Annotated in this window: 20 protein-coding genes and 1 pseudogene; 3 read left to right on the top strand and 18 right to left on the bottom strand. The window is 33.2% G+C overall.

Annotated elements, in window-relative coordinates; genetic code table 11:
• Positions 1-148: 148 nt before the first annotated feature.
• From BX659_RS11055 to BX659_RS11105, 11 genes are all read right to left on the bottom strand, one after another.
• Positions 149-703, bottom strand: a complete 555-nt coding sequence (locus tag BX659_RS11055) for a hemerythrin domain-containing protein (protein WP_097018349.1) — start codon at positions 701-703, stop codon at positions 149-151.
• A gap of 138 nt (positions 704-841) precedes the next feature.
• Positions 842-1,036, bottom strand: a complete 195-nt coding sequence (locus tag BX659_RS11060; RefSeq protein WP_097018350.1) for a DUF1858 domain-containing protein — start codon at positions 1,034-1,036, stop codon at positions 842-844.
• A gap of 134 nt (positions 1,037-1,170) precedes the next feature.
• Positions 1,171-1,671: a dihydrofolate reductase gene (locus BX659_RS11065; protein WP_097018351.1), complete on the bottom strand. Its 501-nt coding sequence runs from the start codon at positions 1,669-1,671 to the stop codon at positions 1,171-1,173.
• A gap of 134 nt (positions 1,672-1,805) precedes the next feature.
• The gene (locus BX659_RS11070) at positions 1,806-3,374 is read right to left on the bottom strand and encodes a methyl-accepting chemotaxis protein (RefSeq protein ID WP_097018352.1); all 1,569 of its coding nucleotides are present in this window, start codon (positions 3,372-3,374) and stop codon (positions 1,806-1,808) included.
• A gap of 231 nt (positions 3,375-3,605) precedes the next feature.
• Positions 3,606-4,217, bottom strand: a complete 612-nt coding sequence (locus BX659_RS19030; protein WP_172431919.1) for a hypothetical protein — start codon at positions 4,215-4,217, stop codon at positions 3,606-3,608.
• Between the two features lie 181 nt (positions 4,218-4,398).
• The gene (murC, locus tag BX659_RS11080; protein WP_097018353.1) at positions 4,399-5,763 is read right to left on the bottom strand and encodes a UDP-N-acetylmuramate--L-alanine ligase; all 1,365 of its coding nucleotides are present in this window, start codon (positions 5,761-5,763) and stop codon (positions 4,399-4,401) included.
• A gap of 262 nt (positions 5,764-6,025) precedes the next feature.
• Positions 6,026-7,672: a hypothetical protein gene (locus tag BX659_RS11085; RefSeq protein ID WP_097018354.1), complete on the bottom strand. Its 1,647-nt coding sequence runs from the start codon at positions 7,670-7,672 to the stop codon at positions 6,026-6,028.
• Between the two features lie 1,123 nt (positions 7,673-8,795).
• The gene (locus BX659_RS11090; protein ID WP_097018355.1) at positions 8,796-11,873 is read right to left on the bottom strand and encodes an efflux RND transporter permease subunit; all 3,078 of its coding nucleotides are present in this window, start codon (positions 11,871-11,873) and stop codon (positions 8,796-8,798) included.
• Entirely contained in the window at positions 11,873-13,141 is a 1,269-nt protein-coding gene (locus BX659_RS11095) for an efflux RND transporter periplasmic adaptor subunit (RefSeq protein WP_097018356.1), read from the bottom strand. Before BX659_RS11095 ends, BX659_RS11090 begins: the two co-directional genes overlap by 1 nt.
• Positions 13,142-13,159: 18 nt before the next feature.
• On the bottom strand, positions 13,160-14,437 hold the full coding sequence (locus BX659_RS11100) for a TolC family protein (RefSeq protein ID WP_097018357.1): 1,278 nt from the start codon (positions 14,435-14,437) through the stop codon (positions 13,160-13,162).
• 20 nt (positions 14,438-14,457) lie between these two features.
• Positions 14,458-15,033: a TetR/AcrR family transcriptional regulator gene (locus BX659_RS11105; RefSeq protein WP_097018358.1), complete on the bottom strand. Its 576-nt coding sequence runs from the start codon at positions 15,031-15,033 to the stop codon at positions 14,458-14,460.
• A gap of 467 nt (positions 15,034-15,500) precedes the next feature.
• Between BX659_RS11105 and BX659_RS11110 the strand changes: the two genes are divergently transcribed.
• Positions 15,501-16,079, top strand: a complete 579-nt coding sequence (locus BX659_RS11110) for a metal-dependent hydrolase (RefSeq protein WP_097018359.1) — start codon at positions 15,501-15,503, stop codon at positions 16,077-16,079.
• A gap of 66 nt (positions 16,080-16,145) precedes the next feature.
• On the opposite strand, the gene BX659_RS11115 is transcribed toward BX659_RS11110, so the two are convergent.
• From BX659_RS11115 to BX659_RS19035, 4 genes are all read right to left on the bottom strand, one after another.
• Entirely contained in the window at positions 16,146-16,424 is a 279-nt protein-coding gene (locus tag BX659_RS11115; RefSeq protein WP_097018360.1) for a metal-sensitive transcriptional regulator, read from the bottom strand.
• Positions 16,425-16,479: 55 nt separating this feature from the next.
• Positions 16,480-16,803 carry a thioredoxin gene (trxA, locus tag BX659_RS11120; protein WP_097018361.1) on the bottom strand — a complete coding sequence of 108 codons (324 nt, stop codon included), beginning with the start codon at positions 16,801-16,803 and terminating at the stop codon, positions 16,480-16,482.
• Positions 16,804-16,901: 98 nt separating this feature from the next.
• Positions 16,902-17,345 carry a DMT family transporter gene (locus BX659_RS11125; RefSeq protein ID WP_097018362.1) on the bottom strand — a complete coding sequence of 148 codons (444 nt, stop codon included), beginning with the start codon at positions 17,343-17,345 and terminating at the stop codon, positions 16,902-16,904.
• Between the two features lie 144 nt (positions 17,346-17,489).
• Entirely contained in the window at positions 17,490-17,642 is a 153-nt protein-coding gene (locus BX659_RS19035; protein WP_172431920.1) for a hypothetical protein, read from the bottom strand.
• Positions 17,643-17,880: 238 nt separating this feature from the next.
• Between BX659_RS19035 and BX659_RS11130 the strand changes: the two genes are divergently transcribed.
• Complete coding sequence (locus BX659_RS11130; protein ID WP_097018363.1) at positions 17,881-19,122, top strand: LL-diaminopimelate aminotransferase; 1,242 nt, start codon at positions 17,881-17,883, stop codon at positions 19,120-19,122.
• Between the two features lie 169 nt (positions 19,123-19,291).
• Here the strand turns inward: BX659_RS11130 and BX659_RS11135 are convergent, their stop codons facing one another.
• The gene (locus BX659_RS11135; protein ID WP_172431921.1) at positions 19,292-20,887 is read right to left on the bottom strand and encodes a TolB family protein; all 1,596 of its coding nucleotides are present in this window, start codon (positions 20,885-20,887) and stop codon (positions 19,292-19,294) included.
• 336 nt (positions 20,888-21,223) lie between these two features.
• Between BX659_RS11135 and BX659_RS11140 the strand changes: the two are divergent.
• Positions 21,224-21,559 (top strand): annotated as a pseudogene (locus BX659_RS11140) (aminotransferase class I/II-fold pyridoxal phosphate-dependent enzyme); the annotation flags it as partial.
• Positions 21,560-21,590: 31 nt separating this feature from the next.
• Here BX659_RS11140 and BX659_RS11145 read toward each other — a convergent pair.
• Together BX659_RS11145 and BX659_RS11150 are read right to left on the bottom strand one after the other, a co-directional pair.
• Positions 21,591-22,769, bottom strand: coding sequence for an aminotransferase-like domain-containing protein (locus BX659_RS11145; RefSeq protein ID WP_097018365.1), 1,179 nt, complete (start codon positions 22,767-22,769; stop codon positions 21,591-21,593).
• 167 nt (positions 22,770-22,936) lie between these two features.
• Positions 22,937-23,500 (bottom strand): helix-turn-helix domain-containing protein, encoded by a 564-nt coding sequence (locus BX659_RS11150; protein WP_097018366.1) that lies wholly within the window; start codon positions 23,498-23,500, stop codon positions 22,937-22,939.
• Between the last annotated feature and the right edge of the window lie 5 nt (positions 23,501-23,505).

A 23,505-nucleotide genomic window follows, 5' to 3' on the forward strand; every position in this document is an offset into this window, starting at 1 on the left:
AAACCTCTATAGTTCTAGTAAAAAATATCAATCTTCCATTGATAATATTAGAAGAATACTTTATTCTATCTCTAGTTTACTCTACCCTATTAATAAATAAAAATCAGGGAGCAGATTGCTCCCTGATTTAAAATCTTAAATTATCAAATTAATCTACTCTTTGCTCTAAATCATCTATTAGTTTCAAGTATTTATCCTGTAATCCTTGCTGATTGGCTTCTAATTCCACTTGATGACATGCCTCTTCTACCTCTGCTAAGGACTTCTTACTTAAATTCTTCTCACCATAAGTATAGATAGCATTATCCTCTTTATCGATATGTCTATATAATAGATCTGTATAAGCAACAGCATTAGCAATAATATCTACTTTAGCTTCTTCATCACCATCTTTAACTGCTTTTAAGGCTTGCTCCAAATTGTAGATAAATAATCTACCCAAATCATGCTCTGAAAACATAGCTGAAATTGGACCACTGGCTAGAGGTTCACCTAGCTCTTCAGATAACTTCTTAAAGAGTATCTCCTCTTCTTTATTATGATGGTGCTTATCAGCATAATTTCTAATAAAATCAATTCCATCATAAAAAGATTCAAAATCTACTTCTCCACTCTCAAAGACCTTGACCGCTAATTTTCTAACAACTTTTAAGACCCTTTTGATATTATTATGCTCTGCCACCAATAACTTTATAGATTTCATCTCATCGCCTCCTTATTTATATATCCAAGTCTAAATTAATGGGTATATTACGATACTTTTAGGTTATAGGTACTAGGTTGTTAGGGGTTAGAGTTTACTACCACCTAACTCCTAACCACCAAAGTAAAAAGTTATAGTCTAATTTACCCTTTCATTTAAAGCTTTCATCATCTCATCAAGGTCAATTCCATGTACCATTACAGCTTGTTCAATTGCTTCCCCTGTAGCTGTTGGACATCCTAAACAGTGCATTCCAAAGCTCATAAAGACTTCTGCAGTCTCTGGATACTTTCTTAATACCTCTGAAATAATATCACTCTTTTCAATTTTCATAACTAAAACCCCCTGATTTATTTTAATTTCTCAATTACTTAGTTTTCCTTACTTACAATTATATTATAAAGAAGCTTGACTAAGCTTTATATGATTTTAATCACATTAGCTATAAGTATTTCTAATAATTATCATTAACCTAACTTTCTTTTTCTCTTATAGAGATTGAAACTATAATCATAGGGGTTTTGCTTATCCTTAACTCCTTGCTGACTTGAAACCTTCTCCCAAAGTTCTAAATTTATCGAGGGAAAGTAAGTATCACCTTCAAACTCCTCCTCTATCCTTGTTATATATAACTTATTTGAGTATGGTAAAAATTGCTTATATATCTCTGCCCCTCCACAGATAAAGACCTCTTCACTGCTATCTTTAAATTGATTTAAAAGCTCCTCTTTAGAATGAATTACCTCACAGCCTTGTTGAGCATAAGTTTTATTTCTTGTTAAAATGATATTTCTCCTATCTGGAAGGGGTCTACCAATAGATTCGAAGGTCTTTCTTCCCATTACTACTGGATGATTTAAGGTTTTTAGTTTAAAGTAGTTTAAATCAGAAGGCAAATGCCAAGGCATTTTATTATTATTTCCTATTAAATTATTCTTATCCATAGCTACTATTATCGATAAATTCATCTATAATCACCTCTTTTTAAATTATTAACCATTTTAATATTATTTAGTATTTTATCATATTTATCTGTAGATTAATAGGAATTATATAGAGTTATAAAAAAGGTTATCAGCAATTGCTGATAACCTTTTTTATCTTAAACATTGAATTTTTGAACCAAATCCCTTAGCTCCTCTGCCAATTGGGCCAATTCCTGGGAGGAGTAAGTAATCTCTTCTGACATACTATTAACCTCTTGGGTAGCTGTTGAAATCTTAGTACTATCTGAGGCTAATTTATGAGATAGTACCGATGACTGCTCAATTTGGGCACTAATTTCTCTACTTGACCTTTCAATCTCCGCAAATATATCACCAGTCTCAGTGGCTATACTCTGTCCATCTTCAACCTTCTTCTCAACCAACTCTATAGCCTCTAAACCTACCTTTGATCTTTTTTGAGTCTCTTTTACCAAATTTGCTATCCTCTCAGTAGCCTTGCCAGTCTCATCAGCCAATCCCCTAATCTCTTCAGCTACCACAGCAAAGCCATGTCCATGCTCACCTGCTCTAGCTGCTTCAATTGATGCATTTAAAGCCAATAAATTAGTCTGCTCAGATATGCTGGTTATCAATTTTACTATCTGCCCAATCTCCTTTGATGTATAATTAAGGTCATTGATAGCTTTAACTGTATCTACTACTGAGCTCTTTATCCCTTCCATACTAAGCAGAGTCTTCTCTATATTCTCTCTACCAGTAGTAGTTTTAGAGCTCGATTCTAAAGCAAAACTGCTTACCTCTTCACTACTGCTTGAAATCTCCTCAATACCTGCTGACATAGTTTCAATTAATTGGTTGGTAGTCTCTATTACAGCATTTCCCTCTTGGGCTGATGCTGATAGCTCTTGCCCATGACCTGAGATTCTCTCTACACTGTCTAATAAATTGATAATAATCTCTCTTAAGCTGTCCTTCATCTGATTAAGAGAAGTAATTAACTGACCTAATTCATCCTTAGCATTATACTCTAAAGACTCTAAATTCAACTCCCCTTGAGCAATCTGATTAGCAAACTCTGCTGCTTTCAAGATCGGTTTTGAGACTTTAATAGAAAGAAAATATAAGAGTATAGAGATAATAAGAGTTAAGACAACAATTATAGCACCGACATTATAAAATGATTCAGCAACCATCTTATCAACAAATTCTTTAGAAGCCCCCACATACCAAATACCTATTATCTCTCCTTGCTTATTCCTAATTGGAGTATATCCTGTCTGATATAAGTGACCTACTACATTGGCCTCACCATAAAAATCTTCTCCCTCTTTTAAAACCCTCTGTTTGACGATATCAGATACAACAGTTCCTACTGCTCTTTTACCATCCTTTTTGACATTGGTAGCTACTCTAGTATCGTAAGCAAAGATGGTCACCGTATCTTTGGTAAGGCTTCCAATATAATCAGCTATTTGATAATTGCCATTGATTAAAGTCTGACCTTTATAAAGCTGCTCACCTTCTAATCTCCAATCTCCAGGATATTTTTGATCGATAATACTATAACCTGTTGCCAAATCAGTCTTTACCTTCTCTAATACAGACTCCTTAGCATTTTTAGTAATAACAATTCTTACAGTAATCAATACACTAACTGATACTATCAACATAATAGCTAATAAGATTAAAATTAGCTTCTTCCTTAGTGACATTATTTTCCCCATAAATTGCCCCCTATCTTCTATATAAATTGATGTGATTTATTATGTAGATTCTACTTATTCTTACAATCTCCTGCTAAAAATAACAAGTTATTTATTAAATTTAGATTAGATGTATCAAAAATCTATATTCAGGATTATTTTTACAAAGTATTTACTTCTAACCGAATAAGCCCTTTTAAAAAGACAAAATGACCTCCTTTATACAGGAGATCATAGTCTAGTATCGATATTTTATTTACTTTTATCTTCAACTTCCTCTACTTCTCCATCTTCCTCTACTTCTTCATCTTCCTCTACTTCTTCATCTTCCTCTACTTCTTCATCTTCCTCTACTTCTTTATCTTCCTCTACTTCTTCATCTTCCTCTACTTCTTCAACTTCCTCTACTTCTTCAACTTCCTCTACTTCTCCATCTTCCTCTACTTCTTTATCTTCCTCTACTTCTTCATCTTCCTCTACTTCTTTATCTTCCTCTACTTCTTCATCTTCCTCTACTTCTTTATCTTCCTCTACTTCTTTATCTTCCTCTACTTCTTCATCTTCCTCTACTTCTTCATCTTCCTCTACTTCTTCATCTTCCTCTACTTCTTCATCTTCCTCTACTTCTTCATCTTCCTCTACTTCTTGCTTATTTTCAAGATTGTCATTTAACTCAATCTCTTCTAATATCTCCTCTTCTTCATAATCAGCAGCATCCACCATAAACTCTCTCTTTAGCTCTTCTTTCTTATCCTTGGGCATTGGAATAATCTTAGCCTCTTTATCATACTCCTTCTTTCTCCACCAAACCGCTGCTAAAAGTATTCCACCCAATACAACAAGAGTTATAATTATAGCTTCCATCAGTAGAATCACCCTGCTAAGCGGGCAATTCCTTCACCCCCCTCAATAAATTTACACTCTTATAATGTTTATAAGATTTAAGGAAGGAATATTCCACTCACAAATAAATTTTCCTATATTTTCATATCAAATCCTTTTCTGAAATACCAATAAAAAAGAAGAGATTAAAACCTAATCGGTTTTAATCTCTCAAAGCCCACTCTCGAGCAAAAGAATCTATATCTCCCGCACCTAAGAATAGATAGATTCCTTGATTATTCTGTTGGTATTGATCTAGCCAGACCTCTAAATCTTCAAAGCAATTATAGTAAGTAGTATCACCATCACTGATCGTCTGGGTTAAAGTACTGCCTAACTGCTCTAAATCATAATTCTCTACCGTCTCTCTAACCTTATAAATCTTTAATATTACCTTTTCGTCTATCTCTTTATCTAAAATCCCCTTATAATCTTCAAATAGGCTCTTAGTTCTAATATACTGATGGGGTTGAAAGATTAAGACCTTCTTCTTATCAGTTTTGATCCTCTCTAAAGTCCCAGCTACCGCTTCTAGCTCACTTGGATGATGAGCATAATCACTGATAACAATTTTATTTTCCCTATCACTTAGAATTTCAAAACGCCGTTTTACTCCTTGCCATAGCTCCAAACCTTTCTTTATTACTTCAAAGGATAAACCACAGTATCTAGCTACTGCCATTGCTTCTAAAGCATGCTTAACATTATAACTACCTAATGCATTGATCTTAAACTCACCAATCTCCTTATCTTGATACTCAACACTAAAATAAGAGCATAACTCCTCTTCTCTGATCTTGATAGCGTTAAAATCAGCCTGATTATCATCAATTCCTACTGTAATTAATTCAATATCCATCTCTTCCATATCCAAGGCAAGTTGATTAATCACCTGTTGATTGGTTACCAGACACTCTGTTAACCCATCTACATATTGGTGATAAGTATCTAATACCTCTGCCATATCTGCATAGATATCTGGATGATCAAACTCAATATTAGTAATAACTCCGATATCAGAAGGATACTTTAAAAAAGATTTGTTATATTCATCACCCTCAAGTACAAAATACCTTCCTTGATTGGCTCTAAAGTTACTAGCAAAGTTATTTAAAATCCCTCCAATGATAAAGCTTGGCTCTAGCCTTCCCTCTTCTAATAGATAAGCAATCATTGAAGAAGTAGTCGTCTTACCATGGGTTCCAGAAGCTGAAATCACCCTCTTCTCCTTGGTAATCCAAGCAAGGGCATCAGATCGACCTAATAAATCTAAACCATACTCCTTCGCCTTTATCATCTCAACATTAGATTCAGGAATAGCATCAGAGCAGATTACCTTCTCTATCTCTTGAGATATATTCTCTGCTTGATGTCCAATTGTGATTTCTACCCCTTGATTTCTTAATTCTTCTACTAAATCATTATGGTGCAGATCAGATCCTGTTACTTGATAACCTAATTGAATCAGGCATTGGGCAATAGCCGACATCGCAATTCCACCAATCCCAATAATATGTGCTCTCTTCATAAACAACCCCCCTCAAAAATCTCAAGAAAATACCATCTCTAATACATTATATTCTTATTGAGATTATCATATAAATTATAATTATATATCTTAGTAGTTGGATAGTATAGGAGTTAGGCAGCTAAGTTAGACCTAACCATCTAATAACTAAGGTGTCATAATAAACCTATCTATTAAAATTAAACCTAGAGATCAAATTCAAAGTTTAATTTTCAATCAGACAATTATCATTTTATCTCGTTAAGCTGCCCTTGACAAGCCATTATTCTAAATTTCTCTGATAAATATAGATTCTACTCTGTTTCTCTTCACTTGCTAAGACTAATAACTCCTCTTGATCATCACCGTTAATATCAGCTACTGCTAAATCCCTAATCTCCCCTACAAAACTCTCACTCTTCCATTTAGAGCTATATTCCTCTCCATCCCACAGAAAGGATACTAATCGACTCTCTTCCTCAATGGTTGTATGAAAGATTAGTTCTTTTTTATCTTTGAAAATTCCAATACTAGCACCATATTTATCTGGGAAAGTATACTCAAAGTTACCATCTAAATCATAGACCTTCATCCTATTGTTCCCTTTACCATCATAAGCTGAAACTATCATCTCAACCTCTCTATCATCATCCATATCCTCAAAAGCCAAACGATACCCCTCATTAGCTTTGATTTCTAACTCAAAGTCAGTCTTATAAGAAGAGGAAGCATCCTCCCAAAGATTAAATCTCAAGCGATTACGATAATCCCTAGTAATTAGATAATCTTTCCCATTTAGCTTGGCTAAAGTTTTGGGGCGATTCCGATACAAATTCTCAAGAGCCTTAGCTTCATAACCTTTTTCAGTCCAGTTAAATTTAAATGAATAATTGAAGTTCTCAGCAAAGATTTCAGCGAATCCATCTTGGTCATTATCACCGACCACTAGTTCATAATCATCATACTCTGTTAGCTGATAAGTATCTATTAGCTCACCTTCAATCAATTCCTTATCTTTATAATTAAAGGTCTGTATTGAGTCTTTATTATTTAATATAATCTCGATATCCTTATTACCATCAATATCACCAACTCCAATACTCTCACTTATAATATCAAGGAGATCACTTTTATAAAGTAAGGTAAACTCTTCTGTACTCTCTTTGCTTTTATAGTATTGCAAGAATTTATCATCTTTAGATAGAGTAATGACCTCTTCTGAACTGGTATTTTTATTCTTTTGTGAATATAATTTACTATAAACAAAGATACTATTCTTACCCTCTGAAATATCTACCAACAATAAAAGATCAAGTTTTAGCTCTCTTATCAAAAAAGCAATCTGTTCTTGACTAAGATTCTCCTTTATCCCCATTCTTTCTAGAACTTGATCGATCCTTTTACTATCAATCACTTTAAATCTATTATCATGATCTAGATAGTCATTGAAATAACTCTTTATTCGTTCTGTTAATAGACTAAACTCCTTACTATCATTAAAGGAAAGTACTCCAACCTGCTTATAACTCTCCTTTGGGACTATCTTATCTCCTCTTTCAATCTTAACTTTAGAATCAGCTCGACTTAGCTTCGTTATAGAAAACCCTTCTTTAACTTGACTAACCTCTAGTTCTCCTATCTCTCTTTCAAGCCTACCTAATATCATTTGAGTAATTGGATCCTTTAAAAGCTCATCTTCTCTAATTACCTTAAACCTCTGACCAATAAATAAGTTATCTTTATTGTCCAAATTAATGTAGATTTGCTTTCCTTTGATATCTACTACATATCCCTCTACAGGCTCAATATCTTTAAATAAAGTCTCACTAAGCTGATCTAACTCTTCTATTAGACCACTACTATTGTCAGCATAGATACTGTTACTGATAACTACTAAAAATAGAGTTAATAAAACCATTATTCTCTTCACAGCTACACCTCTTTCTATATATATTAACTAATAGATAGCAAATAAAGTACTCAATGAATCTCTTCTCATTATTAGCTTAATCTTAACTTCCTTTACTAAAATATAGATTCTATAAGCAATAAATAATTCCTCTCTCTTATCAAAAGATTTGATAATTACCACCTGAGTATAAGTTTGGTAGGTATAAATAAGATTAATGCTAGAGATGTCTCTAGCATTAATCTTCAGTAATAGATTCCTCTACTCTTTTCTTAAAATAACAACACCTGTCAGTTAAATAGACATGATATTTTAAGCGGTTGCAATAGAATCTATTATATATAAAATAGATGCAATCCCGACAGATCAATAAATCCCTCCTAACCATGAACAGATTAATAACTACTTATTTTTTGATAAATAATGATCCTTAGCTACTTTTATATACAAAAGACTTTTAAACTAAATTATTCAAGTCATACTTATATAATTATACTTTATAACTCTCTTTCATCAATTAAATCGGCTAGTACTTACTCTACTTATAAACTATAACTATGACCTTAGTCCTTAAGCTTAATCATTTATTTATATATCGACCTTCACCCTATTTCTATGCTAGAGCCACCTTAATCTTGCAATGAAATAATTTCCTAATAACACTCTAGATAGGATTTAGCTCATATTATAATAATTTTATGCTAGAAGAGTAATTGATGTAATATAGAGATAATGCGACACTTTTACTTCAGTTGATAGTGTACAGTTAACAGTTTAAAGTTAAGGTCTTTAAAACTGAAGAAAATTTTTGTTTGAACGAAGCAAGCATTCTAAAGAAAAAATAATAACAATATAATCTTTGAAGTAGAATTTTTAAATTTCATCACTTCAATAGATATTAATTGCGTAGTGAGTTACAATTTTCTTCTAGACATTTTGGTTACTTTTAGGGCAATGCTAAAAGTCACTCGGGAGAAAAGCTGATAAGCTTTCCCGAAAAATATTTTAATAATTTTGTTCGCTTTTAAAAAGCGAACGTGTCGTAATATACTCATTAATCGCCCCACCAACAATTAACTATCTATCAAAAAATAAAAGTGCTACTTAGCTTCTTAGCTAAGTAGCACTTTTATTTTACCTTAAATTATGCTTTTATCTCTGTCTCTTCATCACCATGAAGGATCTTTCTTAAAAAGTTCATTACAAGTTGAGAAAGGTCTTCCATAATATCATAGATAACTGGAACAATTACCAAGGTCAAGACTGTAGCAAGGGATAATCCACCAATTACTACAATTGCCATCGATTGTTGCATCTCAGCTCCTGCTCCAATTCCTAAGGCTAAAGGTATCATCGCTAAGATAGTTGTAAGCGATGTCATCATAACTGGTCTTAATCTGATCGGTCCAGCATTTAAAATAGCCTGTTCTCGATCTTCATATTCACGCCGTGTGTTGATATAATCTACCAGCACGATACCATTATTAACAACAATTCCCGCTAGCATAATTATCCCAATAAAACCATTGATACTCAAAGGGACACCTGTAATTGCTAAAGCAGAAATTGCTCCTACCAAAGAGACTGGTACTGTAAACATGATTATAAAGGGATGGACTAAAGATTCAAACTGAGCAGCCATTACCATATAAACTAAGATAATCGCTAGAATCATCGCCTTTCCTAACTCTTGGAAGGACTCTGCCATATCACCAGCATCACCTTGATAATTGATACTATATCCTGCTGGAAGGTCTAACTTAGCTAATCTTCCTTGAATATCTCCTAATACAGCACCTAAACTACGGTTATGTGTATCTGTAGAGATAGTAAACTTACGTTCTTGCTCTTCTCTTTCAATTGCATTTGGACCTGTTGCATATCTTATCTTAGCTATCTGTGATAATGGTACTAATCCACCTTGTGGAGAGTTAATTTTGATATTCAATAGTTTATTAACTGAATTGGTCTCGTCATCAAATAGCTTCAAGCGAATATCATACTCTTTTCCATTCTCTTTATATTTACTTACTTCTGCACCATCAATTGCAGTATCTAAGGTATTAAATAATTGTTGCTTGGTAATCCCTAGTTCTTTAGCTAAGTTCTCTTTAGGGATAATCTCCAATTCTGGTTTACTAGCCTTAGGTGTAATCGCAATGTTTCTAGTTCCTTCTGTAGCTTCAATCTCTCCTTCTATTCGCTTAGCTAAAGCTAATAGAGTATCTAAATCAGGTCCTTGAACATTAACATTGATTGCACTACCACCCTTACCTTGACGCCCCATCATTGAAGTCTGTGGTACAACATTGATCTTGGCTCCTGCTACATCCTTTAATCTAGTTCTAATTACCTCAGCAATTTCAGTAACACTACGTTCTCTATCTTCTAAATCTACTAAATCTACCTCTATTTCACCTTCATAGCTATTGCTATTAGAGCCCACTTCACTAGAAAAACTCTCTATCTCTGGAATATCATCAATCTTATGCTTCATCTCTTTGATAAACTCATTAGTATTCTCTAGCTTAGTTCCTTGAGCTAACTCAAAGTAAAGGTTTACTGTTCCTCGATCAGATTGAGGCATAAACTCAACCTGTAGAGGAATCAATTTACTCTTAAGTCCAAAAGCAAACAGGACTAGAATAACTATTAACGATAGAGCAATAGCATAACGCCATTTTAAAGATACTTTTAAAAGTTTTTGATATGCCTTTGTAATGACTCCCCTTTTATTCTTCGACTCGTCTACCTCCACTCGCAATAGCTTAGAGGATAGCATTGGAATAAAGGTTAGCGCAATTACTAAAGAAGCCAGTAGTGAAAAGGCGATAGTCTTTGACATTGGAGTAAAGATTACTCCTGCAATCCCTTCTACAAAGAGCATTGGCAAGAATACAATTACTGTAGTCATTGTAGAAGCAAAGATAGCTATACCTACTTCTGCGGTTCCTTCTTTAGCTGCTTGAACCCTACCTAACCCTTCATGATGATGGCGGTAAATATTCTCCAATACTACTACCGAGTTATCTAAGAGCATCCCAATACCTAAACTCAATCCACCTAAGGTCAAGTTGTTTAAGGTCAAACCTCCAAAGTACATCATTGCTAAAGTAGCAATTACTGAGGTTGGAATTGCAGTTGAAATAATTACTGTTGTTCTGATATTTCTCAAGAAGAGAAATAGGATGATAACTGCTAAAATTCCACCCATAAAGAAGTTCTGCTGCACACTGGCAATAGAGTCTTTAATAAATTCAGAGGTATCTGAAATGACCTTGACTTCGATATTTTCAGGAACCTCTTGCTTTAGCTTCTCTATCTGCTTATTAACTTCATCAGCTACCTCTACAGTATTAGCATCATTTTGTTTCTTTACTCCTAGAGTAATACTCCGCTTACCCTTTAAATAACTATACTGCTTTATTTCAGCATGAGTATCTTCAACTACGGCAATATCAGATAAATTTATCTTCTGACCACTAGAAGAGATTAGTTGAATAGCTCTAATCTCATCTACACTTTGAAACTCTCCTTCTCCTTTTAATGAGAGCTTTTTAGTACCATCATCTACTTCACCAACACTCATATTTAAATTAGAGCTTTTAATACTAGATGATATATCATCTAAAGTCAATCCATAACCATTTAACTTCTCTTGGTTGACTTTAATTTGAATCTCTCGGTCTAAACCACCAACAATATCTACAGCTGCAACACCAGATATCTTTTCTAGTTGTGTTTCAAATTTATCCTCTGCTAGCTGCTTTAAATAGGTTAAGTTACTTCCAGACATAGCTATTCTAACAATTGGTTCATTGGCTGGGTCAAACTGCATAATAATCGGTTCATCAGCCCCATCTGGCAGAGCATCCTTAACCATATCAACCTTATCTCTAACATCATTTTTAGCATTATCTATATCTGCACCCCAGTCAAACTCCAAAATGATTGTAGAAACACCCTCTTTACTTGTAGAGTGAATCTTATCCAATCCTTCTACTGTAGCTACAGTCTCTTCTAAAGGGTCAGTTAAGGAATCCTCTACCTCTTCTGGACTGGCACCATTATATTGTGTTTGAACAACAACATAAGGCAGATCCAAATCTGGTAATAGATCAACCCCTAATCTAGTAAAGGATACTCCACCAATCAATACGACTAGGAGTACAAACATGGTAATTGCTATTGGGCGATCTATCGAAAAATCAGAAAGCTTCATTATTGCCCACCTCCTCCTACAATTCGCACTTCATATCCTGCTGTTAATTGTTCTGAACCAACAGTAATTACTCTATCTCCTGCTTCAATTCCTGATAGAACCTCTACATCTTCTGTAGTAGTTAAGCCAGTACTTACTTTCTTTTTAACTGCCTTATTATTTTCAACTATGTAGATATAGGAATTACCATCTTCTTGAATTAGTGCTTGTTTGGGAATAACTACCTTTCCTGCACTGTAATCTATTTCAATCTTAACTTCAGCATACATTCCTGCTTTAATTAAGTTACTACTATTATCAACGTTGATTTCAACTGGAAAGCCTAACTTCTCTTGATTTAATGCTGGACTAATATTAGCAATCTTACCTTCCAATTTATGATCTAAGGCATTAAAATCTACCTCTACTGGCTGATTTAATTCCAAGTTATTAATATTCTTCTCACTAACATAGGTTTTAATCTTGATTGAACTAAGATTTATAATCGAAATTACTGGTTGTGTTCCAGCCATCTCCCCTACTTCAATATTAACCTCTGCTATTACCCCAGCAAAGGGAGCAGTAATTTCAGTCTTAGCTAAATTTAACTTAGCAGTATCTAATTTAGCTTCTGCTTGAGCTACATTAGATTTTTGGGTATTAATCGCCTCTTGAGTTGGTCCTGCTTGTGACATCTTTAAAGACTCCTGTAAGGCCTTATAATTATTTTTAGCACTGATATACTCTGTTCTAACACTCTCTAATTGCTGCTTAGAGACAGCCTCTTTATCAAATAATCTTTGATAACGTTTATAATCTCTTTCTTTCTGTTCATAGCTAGCCTTAGCTTGCTCTACTTGGGCAGTTAACTTATCGATCTCTTCTTGTCTACTTCCAGCTAAAAGCTCTTCTAAAGCAGCTTGGGCTGCCTTCAATCCTGTTTGGGCTTCAGCTACTTGTGCTTTGATATCTGCTTGATCTAACTGAATTAACTTATCTCCTGCTTCAACTCTATCACCTTCATCAACTAATACCTCTATTACCTTCTTCTGCAATTGAGGGGTTAAATCAGCTGACTTGACTGCTTTAGCTGTTCCTGTAACTGTAATATAATTGGTTATCTCACCAGTTTTTGCTGTTATGGCCTCTACTGGGATTCCAGTTACTTCTTGGGGCTTCTCTTGGGTGCTTGCCTCTTTGGCTTGCTTTGATCCACAACCTGTTAGAGCAGTAACTGTTACTCCTAATATTAATAAAACCATAATTATCCTCTTATAATCTCTTAGCATGGTACTTCCTCCTTAGATTTATTTTACTTCTGCTAAATTCTTTCCAATTACCTTATTCAATTCAGCCACTGCTAAATTATAATCATAAATAGCTTGATAATATTGAGTTCTAACCTGTTGATAAGTAGTTTGAACATCTAGTAAATCCAAACTGCTAATAATTCCTTCCCTAAACATTAACTCATTATTCTCTAAATCCTCTTGAGCCTGCTTTAAATTCAACTCATTTAATTTAATCATATCTTTAGCTGCTCTTAAATTTAATAATGTACTTTTAAGCGATAACCTAAGATCTTTTTTAGTCTGCTTTTGGTCGATCTGAACCTTCTCTAACACCTTATTTAATTGTGTTTCTTGTTCTTTATCACGGCCACCATTAAATAGATTATAACTGAGATTTAAAGTAGCCCTCCACTCACCATCACTTACTCTCAATTTATCATCACTGGCTTCATACCCCGCATTTAAACTGACCTCAGGATAGAGATTACTGTTCTTCTCTCTCTTTAAATTTAACTTGGCATTCTCTTCTTGCAAATCTAGTAATTTAAAAGCAGTTTTATTATGTAAAGCATACTCATAAGCCTCTTCTAGCTTAAACTCTGCTTCTTGCCAATCTAAAGTATCACTAATCTCCAATTCAACATTATCTTCCATATTTAAGGTATTCTTCAAGGCTAGCTTAGCAGTCTCAAAATTGTTTTTGGCAACCAATAAATCCTGCTGCGCCTGATTATAGCTGACTCTTGCCTGTAATACATCACTTTTAGTATTTATTCCTACCTCTTTATTGACTTCAGCTACTTCCACATACTCCTTATTCTGCTCTACCTGCTGCTCTCGTACCTTAAGGATCTCTTTAGCCTTTAAAATATTATAATACTCTTCTAATACCTGATAAATAAGCTCTTCTTTCTGCTGTTCTAACTCTAATTTACTGATCTCTAAAGTATTTTTAGCGATTGCATAAGCTGATCTTAATTGTCCAGCTTGATAGATTGGCTGATTTAGATCTAAGCTGACACTATAGTTATCATTAGCTCCATTTTGTTCTTCACCAAATCTAGTATATCCACTTCCCAAATCCACAGTAGGATAAAAGGCTCCTTCTGCCTCTCTTAACTGGGCTTCTGCACCTTCAATCTCTTTTCTTAATTTATTCAATTCTGAATTCTGCTCTAAAGCAATTTCAATTGCTTCCTCTTTATCAACAACATAAATATAATGTGCAGAAGCAATTGCATTAAAAGCAAATAATAGAACAATTACTAAGATATAAGCCTCTTTTCTTTTCATAAATAATCCTCCTTAATCTCTTAAACTTTAATTCCCTTAAATATAATCTTTAAAATTAAATCTGTTGTCTCTTCTACATCCTCTAACTCATAAATACTAGGATTATAAGCTCCTCCAATAGCTCCTAAGATGAAATTAGCCAACTCTTTTGCTTGAATATCTGCAACAAGTTCACCATTCTCTTGTCCTTCTTTAATTATTTTAGCTACACTATTAATTGCTACTTTCCGTAATTGCTGTATTTCCTTATAAAAGTTTTCACCTGGACTAGCGGAACACTCTTGGGTCATTTTAACAATATTTTTACCTTTCTTGAAATAACTAATATGTAATCTAATTATTGCTTCTATTTTTTCTACAGCAGTTTTGTTATTCTGCTCAGCCTCCTTAGCTAACTTATTATTAACTAATTCAGCCCCTGAAACGATAATCCCCCAAAATAACTCTTCTTTACTGCTGAAATACCAATAAACTGTCCCCTTGGCTACTCCCGCTTCATCAGCTATCTCAGCAACAGTTGTATTATGATATCCCTGCTGGGCAAATAATTTAATCGCCGCCTGAATTAACCGTTCCTTCTTCGATTTTTCTTCCATGCATCCTCCTCCTCTTCAAAAATATATATCACCTGACTGGTCAGTTTGACCTAGTAGTCAATATACTAACATAAGTTTTCCTTAAAGTCAATGATTTTCCATATTAAGAGAATGATATTAATTTTTGTAGTTTAAATTATTTTTTTATGAAGGAAGATGTTTCTTGTGAGTTTATATTATTTTAATTTTAAATGGTAAGAGGTTATGTGGAATATTAAGACAGTAACAAGTTGTGAGAAAAGCTTCTTACTCGTTACCCGTTACTCGTCACTGATTTCTAAAGTATCTTAATATCTTTATATTCTCTCACTCTTAATTCTAGAATCAATAAATTTATTTTCCTATCATCAATTTATTTCATCACTACTTATGCTAAAGTTTCTTTTTTCTACATCTATTGATAATATAGAACAAAAAATATATAATAAATAGAGCAACTAAAATAAACACAGAAAGGTAGGAAGCAGATGACTTATCATACCCATTCACTATTTGGTTTTGTTTTTGCAGTAGTTATCATCAAGATATTAGCAATATTTAATGTTATAGATTTATCTTATTTAATTGAAGGGTCAATCTTTAATGGAGACTTATGGAAGTTCTATACCGCAGCAATTATCGGTTCATTATTGCCTGATATAGATCATGCTAGTAGTAAAGCAGGGAAGGCTTTATGGTTTATTAGTAAGCCTTTGAAGTGGTTTGGAATTAAGCATCGTGGCTTTACCCATAGCTTATTAGGCTTTATATTATTTGGGTTCTTAACTAAAGAGTTGATCGACTTAAATTGGATTAGTGAATTAATCTGGTATGGACTATTAATAGGTTATATCAGCCATATCTTAGCAGATATGCTCAATGTTCATGGTATCCCCCTCTTTTATCCTAATGATAGGAGATTTAAATTTCATACAAATATTACTACTGGAAGCTGGGGAGAGCATCTTATCTTCTTAGTCATCTTTACAGCAGTGACTCTAATTATTGCTTATGAACGTGGATATGTAAACTTTAATTTTAATAACTTAATAAGTATCTTTAATTAATAGTAGAGATAACTTATTTGTATAGTCTATAAATAAAAAAATTTACTGCTTAAGCAGTAAATTTTTTTATTTAGTAAATTTTAAGACCTTATTCAAAGCATCTCTAACTGAATCTTTGAGTTCATCTTGACTATCCAAGGAATCAGAGATACAATCACATAGATTACTTTCAATCAAGGACAATCCAATCTTATTGATAGAAGATTTGATTGCGGAAATCTGTATTAAGATATCTGCACAATCCTTCCCCTCTTCAATCATCCGCTCTATACCACCAATATGCCCTTTGACTGTTCTCAAACGGGTTATTAGCTCTTTTTGTAGTTGATTTTCAATCTTTGCCATTACACCACCCCTAAAAAGAGTGTAAATATAATAAAAGGTGGTTAACCACCTTTTATTATAAACTATTTATCTTATTCTCCAAATCACCTTTAGAAGAGAACCCAATCTGTCTATCAACTGCTTCTCCACCTTTAAAGAATACTAGATTTGGAATACTTGCTACTTGATATTCAGTAGCTAACTCTTGGTTATCATCAACATTGACTTTAGCAACCTTAACCTTACCAGTATACTCTGCACCTAACTCTTCTAAAACTGGAGCAATTGCTTGACAAGGTCCACACCAAGGTGCCCAAAAATCAACTACTACTGGCATATCAGAGTTCAATACCTCTTCTTCAAAGTTATCTTTATTTACTTCAACTGTATGTTGTCCCACTAAAATCACCTCACTATTATTTTTTTACCCCTCCCCAAGGGGTCTGGCTATATTATATATATTTTCTGCTAATCTGTCAAGAAGGTCTACAGCTAAACTTACTTCACATATAATAATTTGACTCCAACTGCTAATAATAAGAGTCCCACTAGTTGTATCCAATGAAACTCTATCTTCTCTAAACCAAAAAGCCCAAAATGATCTACTAAAACTGCGGTTAGAACCTGTCCAGCTACTATAGCAGTAGTAGCATTGGCTACTCCAAGATGAGGTATACTATAGATTACCCCATAAAGAATAATAACATTAAGTAGTCCTCCTAAATAAGTATACCAAGGTGCTTCTGCTAATTGGGACCAATCACCTTTGCCTAAAGATAGAGCAAACAAAAGTAAAGCTACCAACACTGTAGCTATAATATGAACTACAAAGGTAGCCTCTAACTGCCCTACCACTTTACCAAGTACAGAATTTAATGATCCCTGTATTGCCATAGCTAAACCTGATACAGCTGCAACAATGATAAATATAATACCTTCCATTGATTGTCTCCTTAAATAAAGATTATTTTCTTTAGTTTAAGGAATTTTAAAGATTTTATTCTTTATTTTTTTAAGCTCCCAAAATTCTTTAATAGTAATTTGCAACTAAGCAAAGATATTAAAGCAAGATATTTCTATAAATCTTTACTTCTCCATAAACTCTTTTTTGAATAATTTTAAATTTTCAATCATATTCTTATATCCGCTCTTTACTGAGTCTGATAAGCTAGGGTCAGCTAATTTAGCTTTATACTTCTCCAGCAGAATATCGATTTCAATAATCTTATCCATATCCATCTCTTCGCCTCCCTTTTTAATAAAACCCAATTATAAGGTATGCTTTAAACTTAATATATGTAAAATAATAAATAAAAATCACACTAACCTCTAATCACTAATGTCAGCTTAGGGACTATTAATTAATAACTATTTTCAATAATCAGTTGATTTACAAGCAAGAAATCTATATAATAAATATTGGAGAAAATATAGATACTATAATGAAACCATGTATTTGAGAAGGGAGAATCGGATTATGACAGAAGAAAGCTACATACAGAATCTATTTGCTGAGAGAATTGGAGGAAGTAAGTTCGGTAAGGATACTACTATTTACAAATTTGAAAAAATTAAAAGAGCTAAAAGAGCTGCTAAGGCAGCGCATCCTGATATAGAGTTAATTGATATGGGTGTTGGTGAGCCAGATTGGATGGCTGATAAAGAAGTAGTAGAGACATTATATGCAGAGGCTCAAAAACCAGAAAATCGTTTCTACTCTGATAACGGTATTGAAGAGTTTAAAAAAGCTGCTGCTGAATATATGGAGAAGGTGTTTGGTGTAAGTGGATTAGACCCAGAGACTGAGATCAATCATTCTATTGGTTCTAAACCAGCTCTAGCAATGTTACCAAGTGCTTTTATCAACCCTGGTGATATCACTATTATGACAGTACCAGGCTATCCTGTAATGGGAACACATACCAAATGGTTAGGTGGAGAAGTTGTTAACCTTCCATTACTTAAAGAGAATAATTTCTTACCTGATTTAAGTACTTTAACTGAAGATCAGAAGAAGAGAGCTAAATTATTATACTTAAACTACCCTAATAATCCAACAGGAGCTAGTGCAACTAAAGAGTTCTTTGAATCAGTAATTGAATTTGCTAAAGAAAATGATATCATTGTAATCCATGATGCTGCTTATGCAGGATTGGTATTTGATGATAATAAACCTTTAAGCTTCTTGTCAATTCCTGGCGCTAAAGAGGTAGGTATTGAGATTCAATCATTATCTAAATCCTTTAATATGACTGGCTGGAGAATGGCCTTTGTAGCAGGTAATGCCAAAGTAGTTAAAGCCTTTGCTACAGTTAAGGACAATAACGACTCTGGACAGTTTATTCCAATCCAACTGGCAGGAGCTTATGCATTAAGACATCCAGAGATTACTGAAAAGACTTCTGAAAAATACTCCCGTCGCCATGAATTATTGGCTGAAGCTTTAAAAGAGGTTGGTTTTGATGCAGTAAAGCCTAAAGGTTCTTTCTACTTATATGTAGAGATTCCTAAAGGAACTAAGAGTGGAGCAGAATTTGCTAATGCTGAGGAGTTCTCTCAATTCTTAATCAAAGAAAAACTAATCTCTACAGTACCTTGGGACGATGCAGGAAACTTCGTTCGTTTCTCTGTTACTTTTGTGGCAGAAGATGAAGAGGATGAAAAACGAGTCCTTACAGAGGTTAAGAAGAGATTATCTGATATTGAATTTATATTCTAATAAAAAACCCCGCAGCTGCGGGGTTTTTACTTTAATTATAACATTATCATCATTTTTATAATTGATAATTTTATTGTTCAACCATAGACAAATTATTTTTTATTAATTATTTTATTGAACAATAATATTCTTTTCATGTTTATCAAACTATTTGAATATAAAGATTATGTTATTGTCTCCATGCAGGCATCATATCATATACTTGATTATTAATTAATTTAATACTATTACTGCCATCTGCATTAATTAAATATAAATCACTACCACCATCACTATCATCATCAGCTGAAAAGACTATCTTATCTCCCTGTGAGGACCAAGAAACCACAGACCAAATATCCATTAAATAATTATTTGTTAACTTAATTTTATCATCTCCATCTACATTTACTACATATAAATCATATATATAATTATTATCATCAATACCTGATAAAAATGCTATTTTACTTCCATCTGGTGACCATACTGGATTTATATTATTCAATAATTTATCATTGGTTAAATTTATTTGATTGCCCCCATTTTCATCCATTATATACAAATTATAATTTGCATCATTATCCTCAGATAAAAAAGCTATCTTGCTTCCATCTGGTGACCATATTGGAGATTCTTTATATACTACACTATTTGTTAAATTGATTCTATTCCCTCCATCTGAATCTATTATATGTATATCTCCGTCAGAATCAAAAGCTATCTTATCTCCATCTGGTGACCATGCTGGGCATTCATTATCTGTATCTACATCATTAGTTAACTTAATTTCATTACTCCCATCTACATTAATCGTGTATATATCATAATTACCATCCTTTTTAGATGCAAAAACTATCTTATCCCCATCTGGAGACCAACTTCCTGGGAAGATAGCATAAATTGAATGGTTAGTTGTCAATTGAATTTTATTACTACCATCTGCATCCATTATGTATAAGTTATAAACCTTATTACCATTATTATCAGATAAAAAAGCTATCTTTTCTCTATCTGGTGACCAAACTGGATTTATATCAAGTGAACTATTATTTGTCAAGTTATCTATATTAGTACTATCTTCATTTATCTTATATATATCCAAATCACCTTCAGTACCTGATACAAAAACTATTTCCCTGTAAACTGTAAGAATAATGCTTGAATTAGTAATTCCACCATTAGCATCTTCAACACTTACTTCTGCTATGTACTTACCTGCTGTAATTGGTGCAGTATATGTAACTGAATTACCAGTTCCCTTTATAGTGCCACCAGTTGCACTCCAAGTAAATGTTAAAGCTTCTTGATTATCATCAAAAACATCAACTGATATATTTATATCTTCCTTTGGTTGTAAGTCTGTTTTTGAGGCTGTTATCTCTTTTATTATAGGAGCTTCGTTAGAATTTTGATCATCATTGTAAACTGTAAGAATAATACTTGAATTAGTAACTCCACCATTGACATCTTCAACATTTACTTCTACTGTATACTTACCTGCTGTACTTGGTGCAATATATGTAACCGAATTACCAGCTCCCTCTATAGTGCCACCAGTTGCACTCCAAGTAAATGTTAAAGCTTCTTGATTATCAGCAAAAATATCAACTAATATATTTATATTCTCCTTTGGCTGTAAAACAGTTTTTGAAGCTGTTATCTCTTTTATTATAGGAACTTTGTTAGAATTTTTATCATCATTACTACACCCAATTACTCCTGTTAGTAATACCAGTATTAAACATAAAATTATCTTTTTACAAAAAATATTACTTTTAATCATATTATTTCCCCCTTTAATATTTAAAAATAAAATTATCCTCATCTTAGTAAATCAGTGAATAAATTTTCTTTATAGCAAATAAAATGATGAAAAACAACTATAAAAATTCCATTAAAACTTTTAAATAAAAACTTAGTATAAGTTAATTTATCAGGAAAAGTTTTGTTCTTTACCTAGAGATAAGTTAACATCAAGCATAGTGAAAACTAAGAAAAGCTTTACTTATATTAATATTATCTAATACCATCAATATTTTTAGCCGATAGCGATTGTTTAAATTTCTTGATAAATCTATATTTTCCTGCCTAAAAAACAAACTATATAGCAAAAATTCTAAAAATCACAAAAAAACTTCTGAAAAAGTACTCTCGTCACTATAAATTATTGGCTGAAGCCTTAAAAGAGGTTGGTTTTGATGCAGTAAAGCCTAAAGGTTCTTTCTACTTATATGTAGAGATTCCTAAAGGAACTAAGAGTGGAGCAGAATTTGCTAATGCTGAGGAGTTCTCTCAATTCTTAATCAAAGAAAAACTAATCTCTACAGTACCTTGGGACGATGCAGGAAACTTCGTTCGTTTCTCTGTTACTTTTGTGGCAGAAGATGAAGAGGATGAAAAACGAGTCCTTACAGAGGTTAAGAAGAGATTATCTGATATTGAATTTATATTCTAATAAAAAACCCCGCAGCTGCGGGGTTTTTTCTCTATAATGCTCTTTTAATAACTTTAGCCAAAGACTTTATTCCCTTTTCAATCTTATCTTCAGCTACATTTGAATAATTCAACCTTAAAGTATTCTTGCCTCCTTGATTAACATAGAAAGGGCTACCTGGAACGAAAGCAACCTGCTCTTTAATTGCCATCTCAAATACATCTAATGAAGATAACTCTTTAGGTAAGGTAATCCATAAGAACATTCCACCCTCTGGCTCAGTACAGCTTACTTCTGGGGGAAAATACTCTTTAATACTGTTAACCATTGCCTCTCTTTGTCGTCCATAGGCCTCTTTAATTTTATTGATATGTTGATCAATATCATTATCAAGCAAATACTGATAGATTACCCGCTGAGCAAAATAGTTACTATGTAAATCAGCAGCTTGTTTAGCTACAATAACCTTCTCCATCTTCTCCTTGCTCATAACTATCCACCCTAATCTAAAGGCTGGAGCAACTATTTTGGAAAAAGAACCTAATAGAATAGTATTATCTTTAAGGTAATTCTTGATTGAGGGTATATCCTCTCCGATAAATCTCAACTCTCCATAAGGGTCATCCTCTACAAAAACAGTATTACTCTCTTCTAGAAGCTGAGCTACTTCCCTTCTCTTCTTATCACTATAGCTTATCCCAGAAGGATTCTGGAAATTTGGTACACCATAAAATAATTTACAATCATTTTCTGCCAAAGTATCCTTTAAAGACTCAATATCGATCCCATCATCTAATAATGGTATTGAATGAAACTTAGGTCTATAAAATGAAAAAGACTGAATTGCACCCAAATATCCTGGCTCCTCGATAATCACTCCATCACCTTCATTTAAAAAGGTCTTCCCTATTAAATCAAGCCCCTGCTGGGAACCATTAGTAATCAATATCTCCTCAGGACTGATCTTAAGACCCTGCCTTTTAAAGTATCTATCAGCAATATACTCCCTTAAAGGAAGATAGCCTTCGGTAGTACTATATTGTAAAACATTAGTACCATCCTCTGTTAATACCTTACTAGCCGCCTCTTTAATCCCTTCTACTGGAAAAAACTCTGGATTTGGTAAACCACCTGCAAAGGAGATAATCTCAGGATCATCTATCACCTTCAAGATCTCTCTGATAAAAGACTTAGGAATATCATCAACTCTCTTAGCAAATAAACTTCTCACTACTCTACTCCTCCTTAAATTTATTAAAGACCATAATATAATATATCATACGTTTGTATATTATATTGTATTGGTGATGAGTAGAATTGTCAATATAAATCTTTATATAAAAATTTATATTGTAAAGATATTGACTCTAAATCCTTCTAAAATCATAAATTATCAATCTAATAACTGATTAATGGATAATTGACTAAAACCTGAGCTTTGACCAAAAAATCACTACTATTGCGATAAGTATGTACCCTATCAGCTGCAAAAAATATAGCATCTCCCTCTTTAATCTTATATATATTATCATTTACTATCATCTCTAAGACACCTTTAGATACAACAACATACTCTTCTACACCTCTAGAATGTGCTTCAGACTCATAGCCATAATGGGGTTCAACCTCGATATTATAGATCTCAAACTTCTTCTCCTGATCAAAAGTAAATAAAGGATAAACTCTATATTTGCCATCCCCCTCTACTAATGGTCTAATATTCTCTCTTGAAATAATGGATACCTTCTCCCTATCCTCTTCAATAAAATAAGAAAAAGAGACATCAAGTCCTTTAGCAATCTTCCACATAGTATTAACTGTGGGATTGGATTCATTTCTTTCAATTTGACCAAGCATTGACTTACTTACTCCAGTCATCTTTTCCAGATCGCTTAAGCTAAGATTTCTTTTTCTTCTTAGCTGTCGTAATTTGATTCCGATACTAAGATTTATATCATCCATTAATT

The organism is Orenia metallireducens (genome assembly GCF_003001995.1).
Lineage (GTDB): Bacteria > Bacillota > Halanaerobiia > Halobacteroidales > Halobacteroidaceae > Orenia > Orenia metallireducens_B.

Bases quoted from the DNA above. Each gene is read 5' to 3' on its own strand.
- BX659_RS11090 (WP_097018355.1), bottom strand. From the start codon at position 11,873: ATGAAGCTTTCTGATTTTTCGATAGATCGCCCAATAGCAATTACCATG.
- BX659_RS11105 (WP_097018358.1), bottom strand. From the start codon at position 15,033: ATGGAAGAAAAATCGAAGAAGGAACGGTTAATTCAGGCGGCGATTAAA.
- BX659_RS19030 (WP_172431919.1), bottom strand. From the start codon at position 4,217: ATGGAAGCTATAATTATAACTCTTGTTGTATTGGGTGGAATACTTTTA.
- BX659_RS11150 (WP_097018366.1), bottom strand. From the start codon at position 23,500: ATGGATGATATAAATCTTAGTATCGGAATCAAATTACGACAGCTAAGA.
- BX659_RS11135 (WP_172431921.1), bottom strand. From the start codon at position 20,887: ATGATTAAAAGTAATATTTTTTGTAAAAAGATAATTTTATGTTTAATA.
- BX659_RS11065 (WP_097018351.1), bottom strand. From the start codon at position 1,671: ATGAATTTATCGATAATAGTAGCTATGGATAAGAATAATTTAATAGGA.
- BX659_RS19035 (WP_172431920.1), bottom strand. From the start codon at position 17,642: ATGGATATGGATAAGATTATTGAAATCGATATTCTGCTGGAGAAGTAT.
- BX659_RS11055 (WP_097018349.1), bottom strand. From the start codon at position 703: ATGAAATCTATAAAGTTATTGGTGGCAGAGCATAATAATATCAAAAGG.
- BX659_RS11125 (WP_097018362.1), bottom strand. From the start codon at position 17,345: ATGGAAGGTATTATATTTATCATTGTTGCAGCTGTATCAGGTTTAGCT.
- BX659_RS11060 (WP_097018350.1), bottom strand. From the start codon at position 1,036: ATGAAAATTGAAAAGAGTGATATTATTTCAGAGGTATTAAGAAAGTAT.
- BX659_RS11115 (WP_097018360.1), bottom strand. From the start codon at position 16,424: ATGGCAAAGATTGAAAATCAACTACAAAAAGAGCTAATAACCCGTTTG.
- BX659_RS11110 (WP_097018359.1), top strand. From the start codon at position 15,501: ATGACTTATCATACCCATTCACTATTTGGTTTTGTTTTTGCAGTAGTT.
- BX659_RS11070 (WP_097018352.1), bottom strand. From the start codon at position 3,374: ATGGGGAAAATAATGTCACTAAGGAAGAAGCTAATTTTAATCTTATTA.
- BX659_RS11130 (WP_097018363.1), top strand. From the start codon at position 17,881: ATGACAGAAGAAAGCTACATACAGAATCTATTTGCTGAGAGAATTGGA.
- BX659_RS11100 (WP_097018357.1), bottom strand. From the start codon at position 14,437: ATGAAAAGAAAAGAGGCTTATATCTTAGTAATTGTTCTATTATTTGCT.
- murC (WP_097018353.1), bottom strand. From the start codon at position 5,763: ATGAAGAGAGCACATATTATTGGGATTGGTGGAATTGCGATGTCGGCT.
- BX659_RS11095 (WP_097018356.1), bottom strand. From the start codon at position 13,141: ATGCTAAGAGATTATAAGAGGATAATTATGGTTTTATTAATATTAGGA.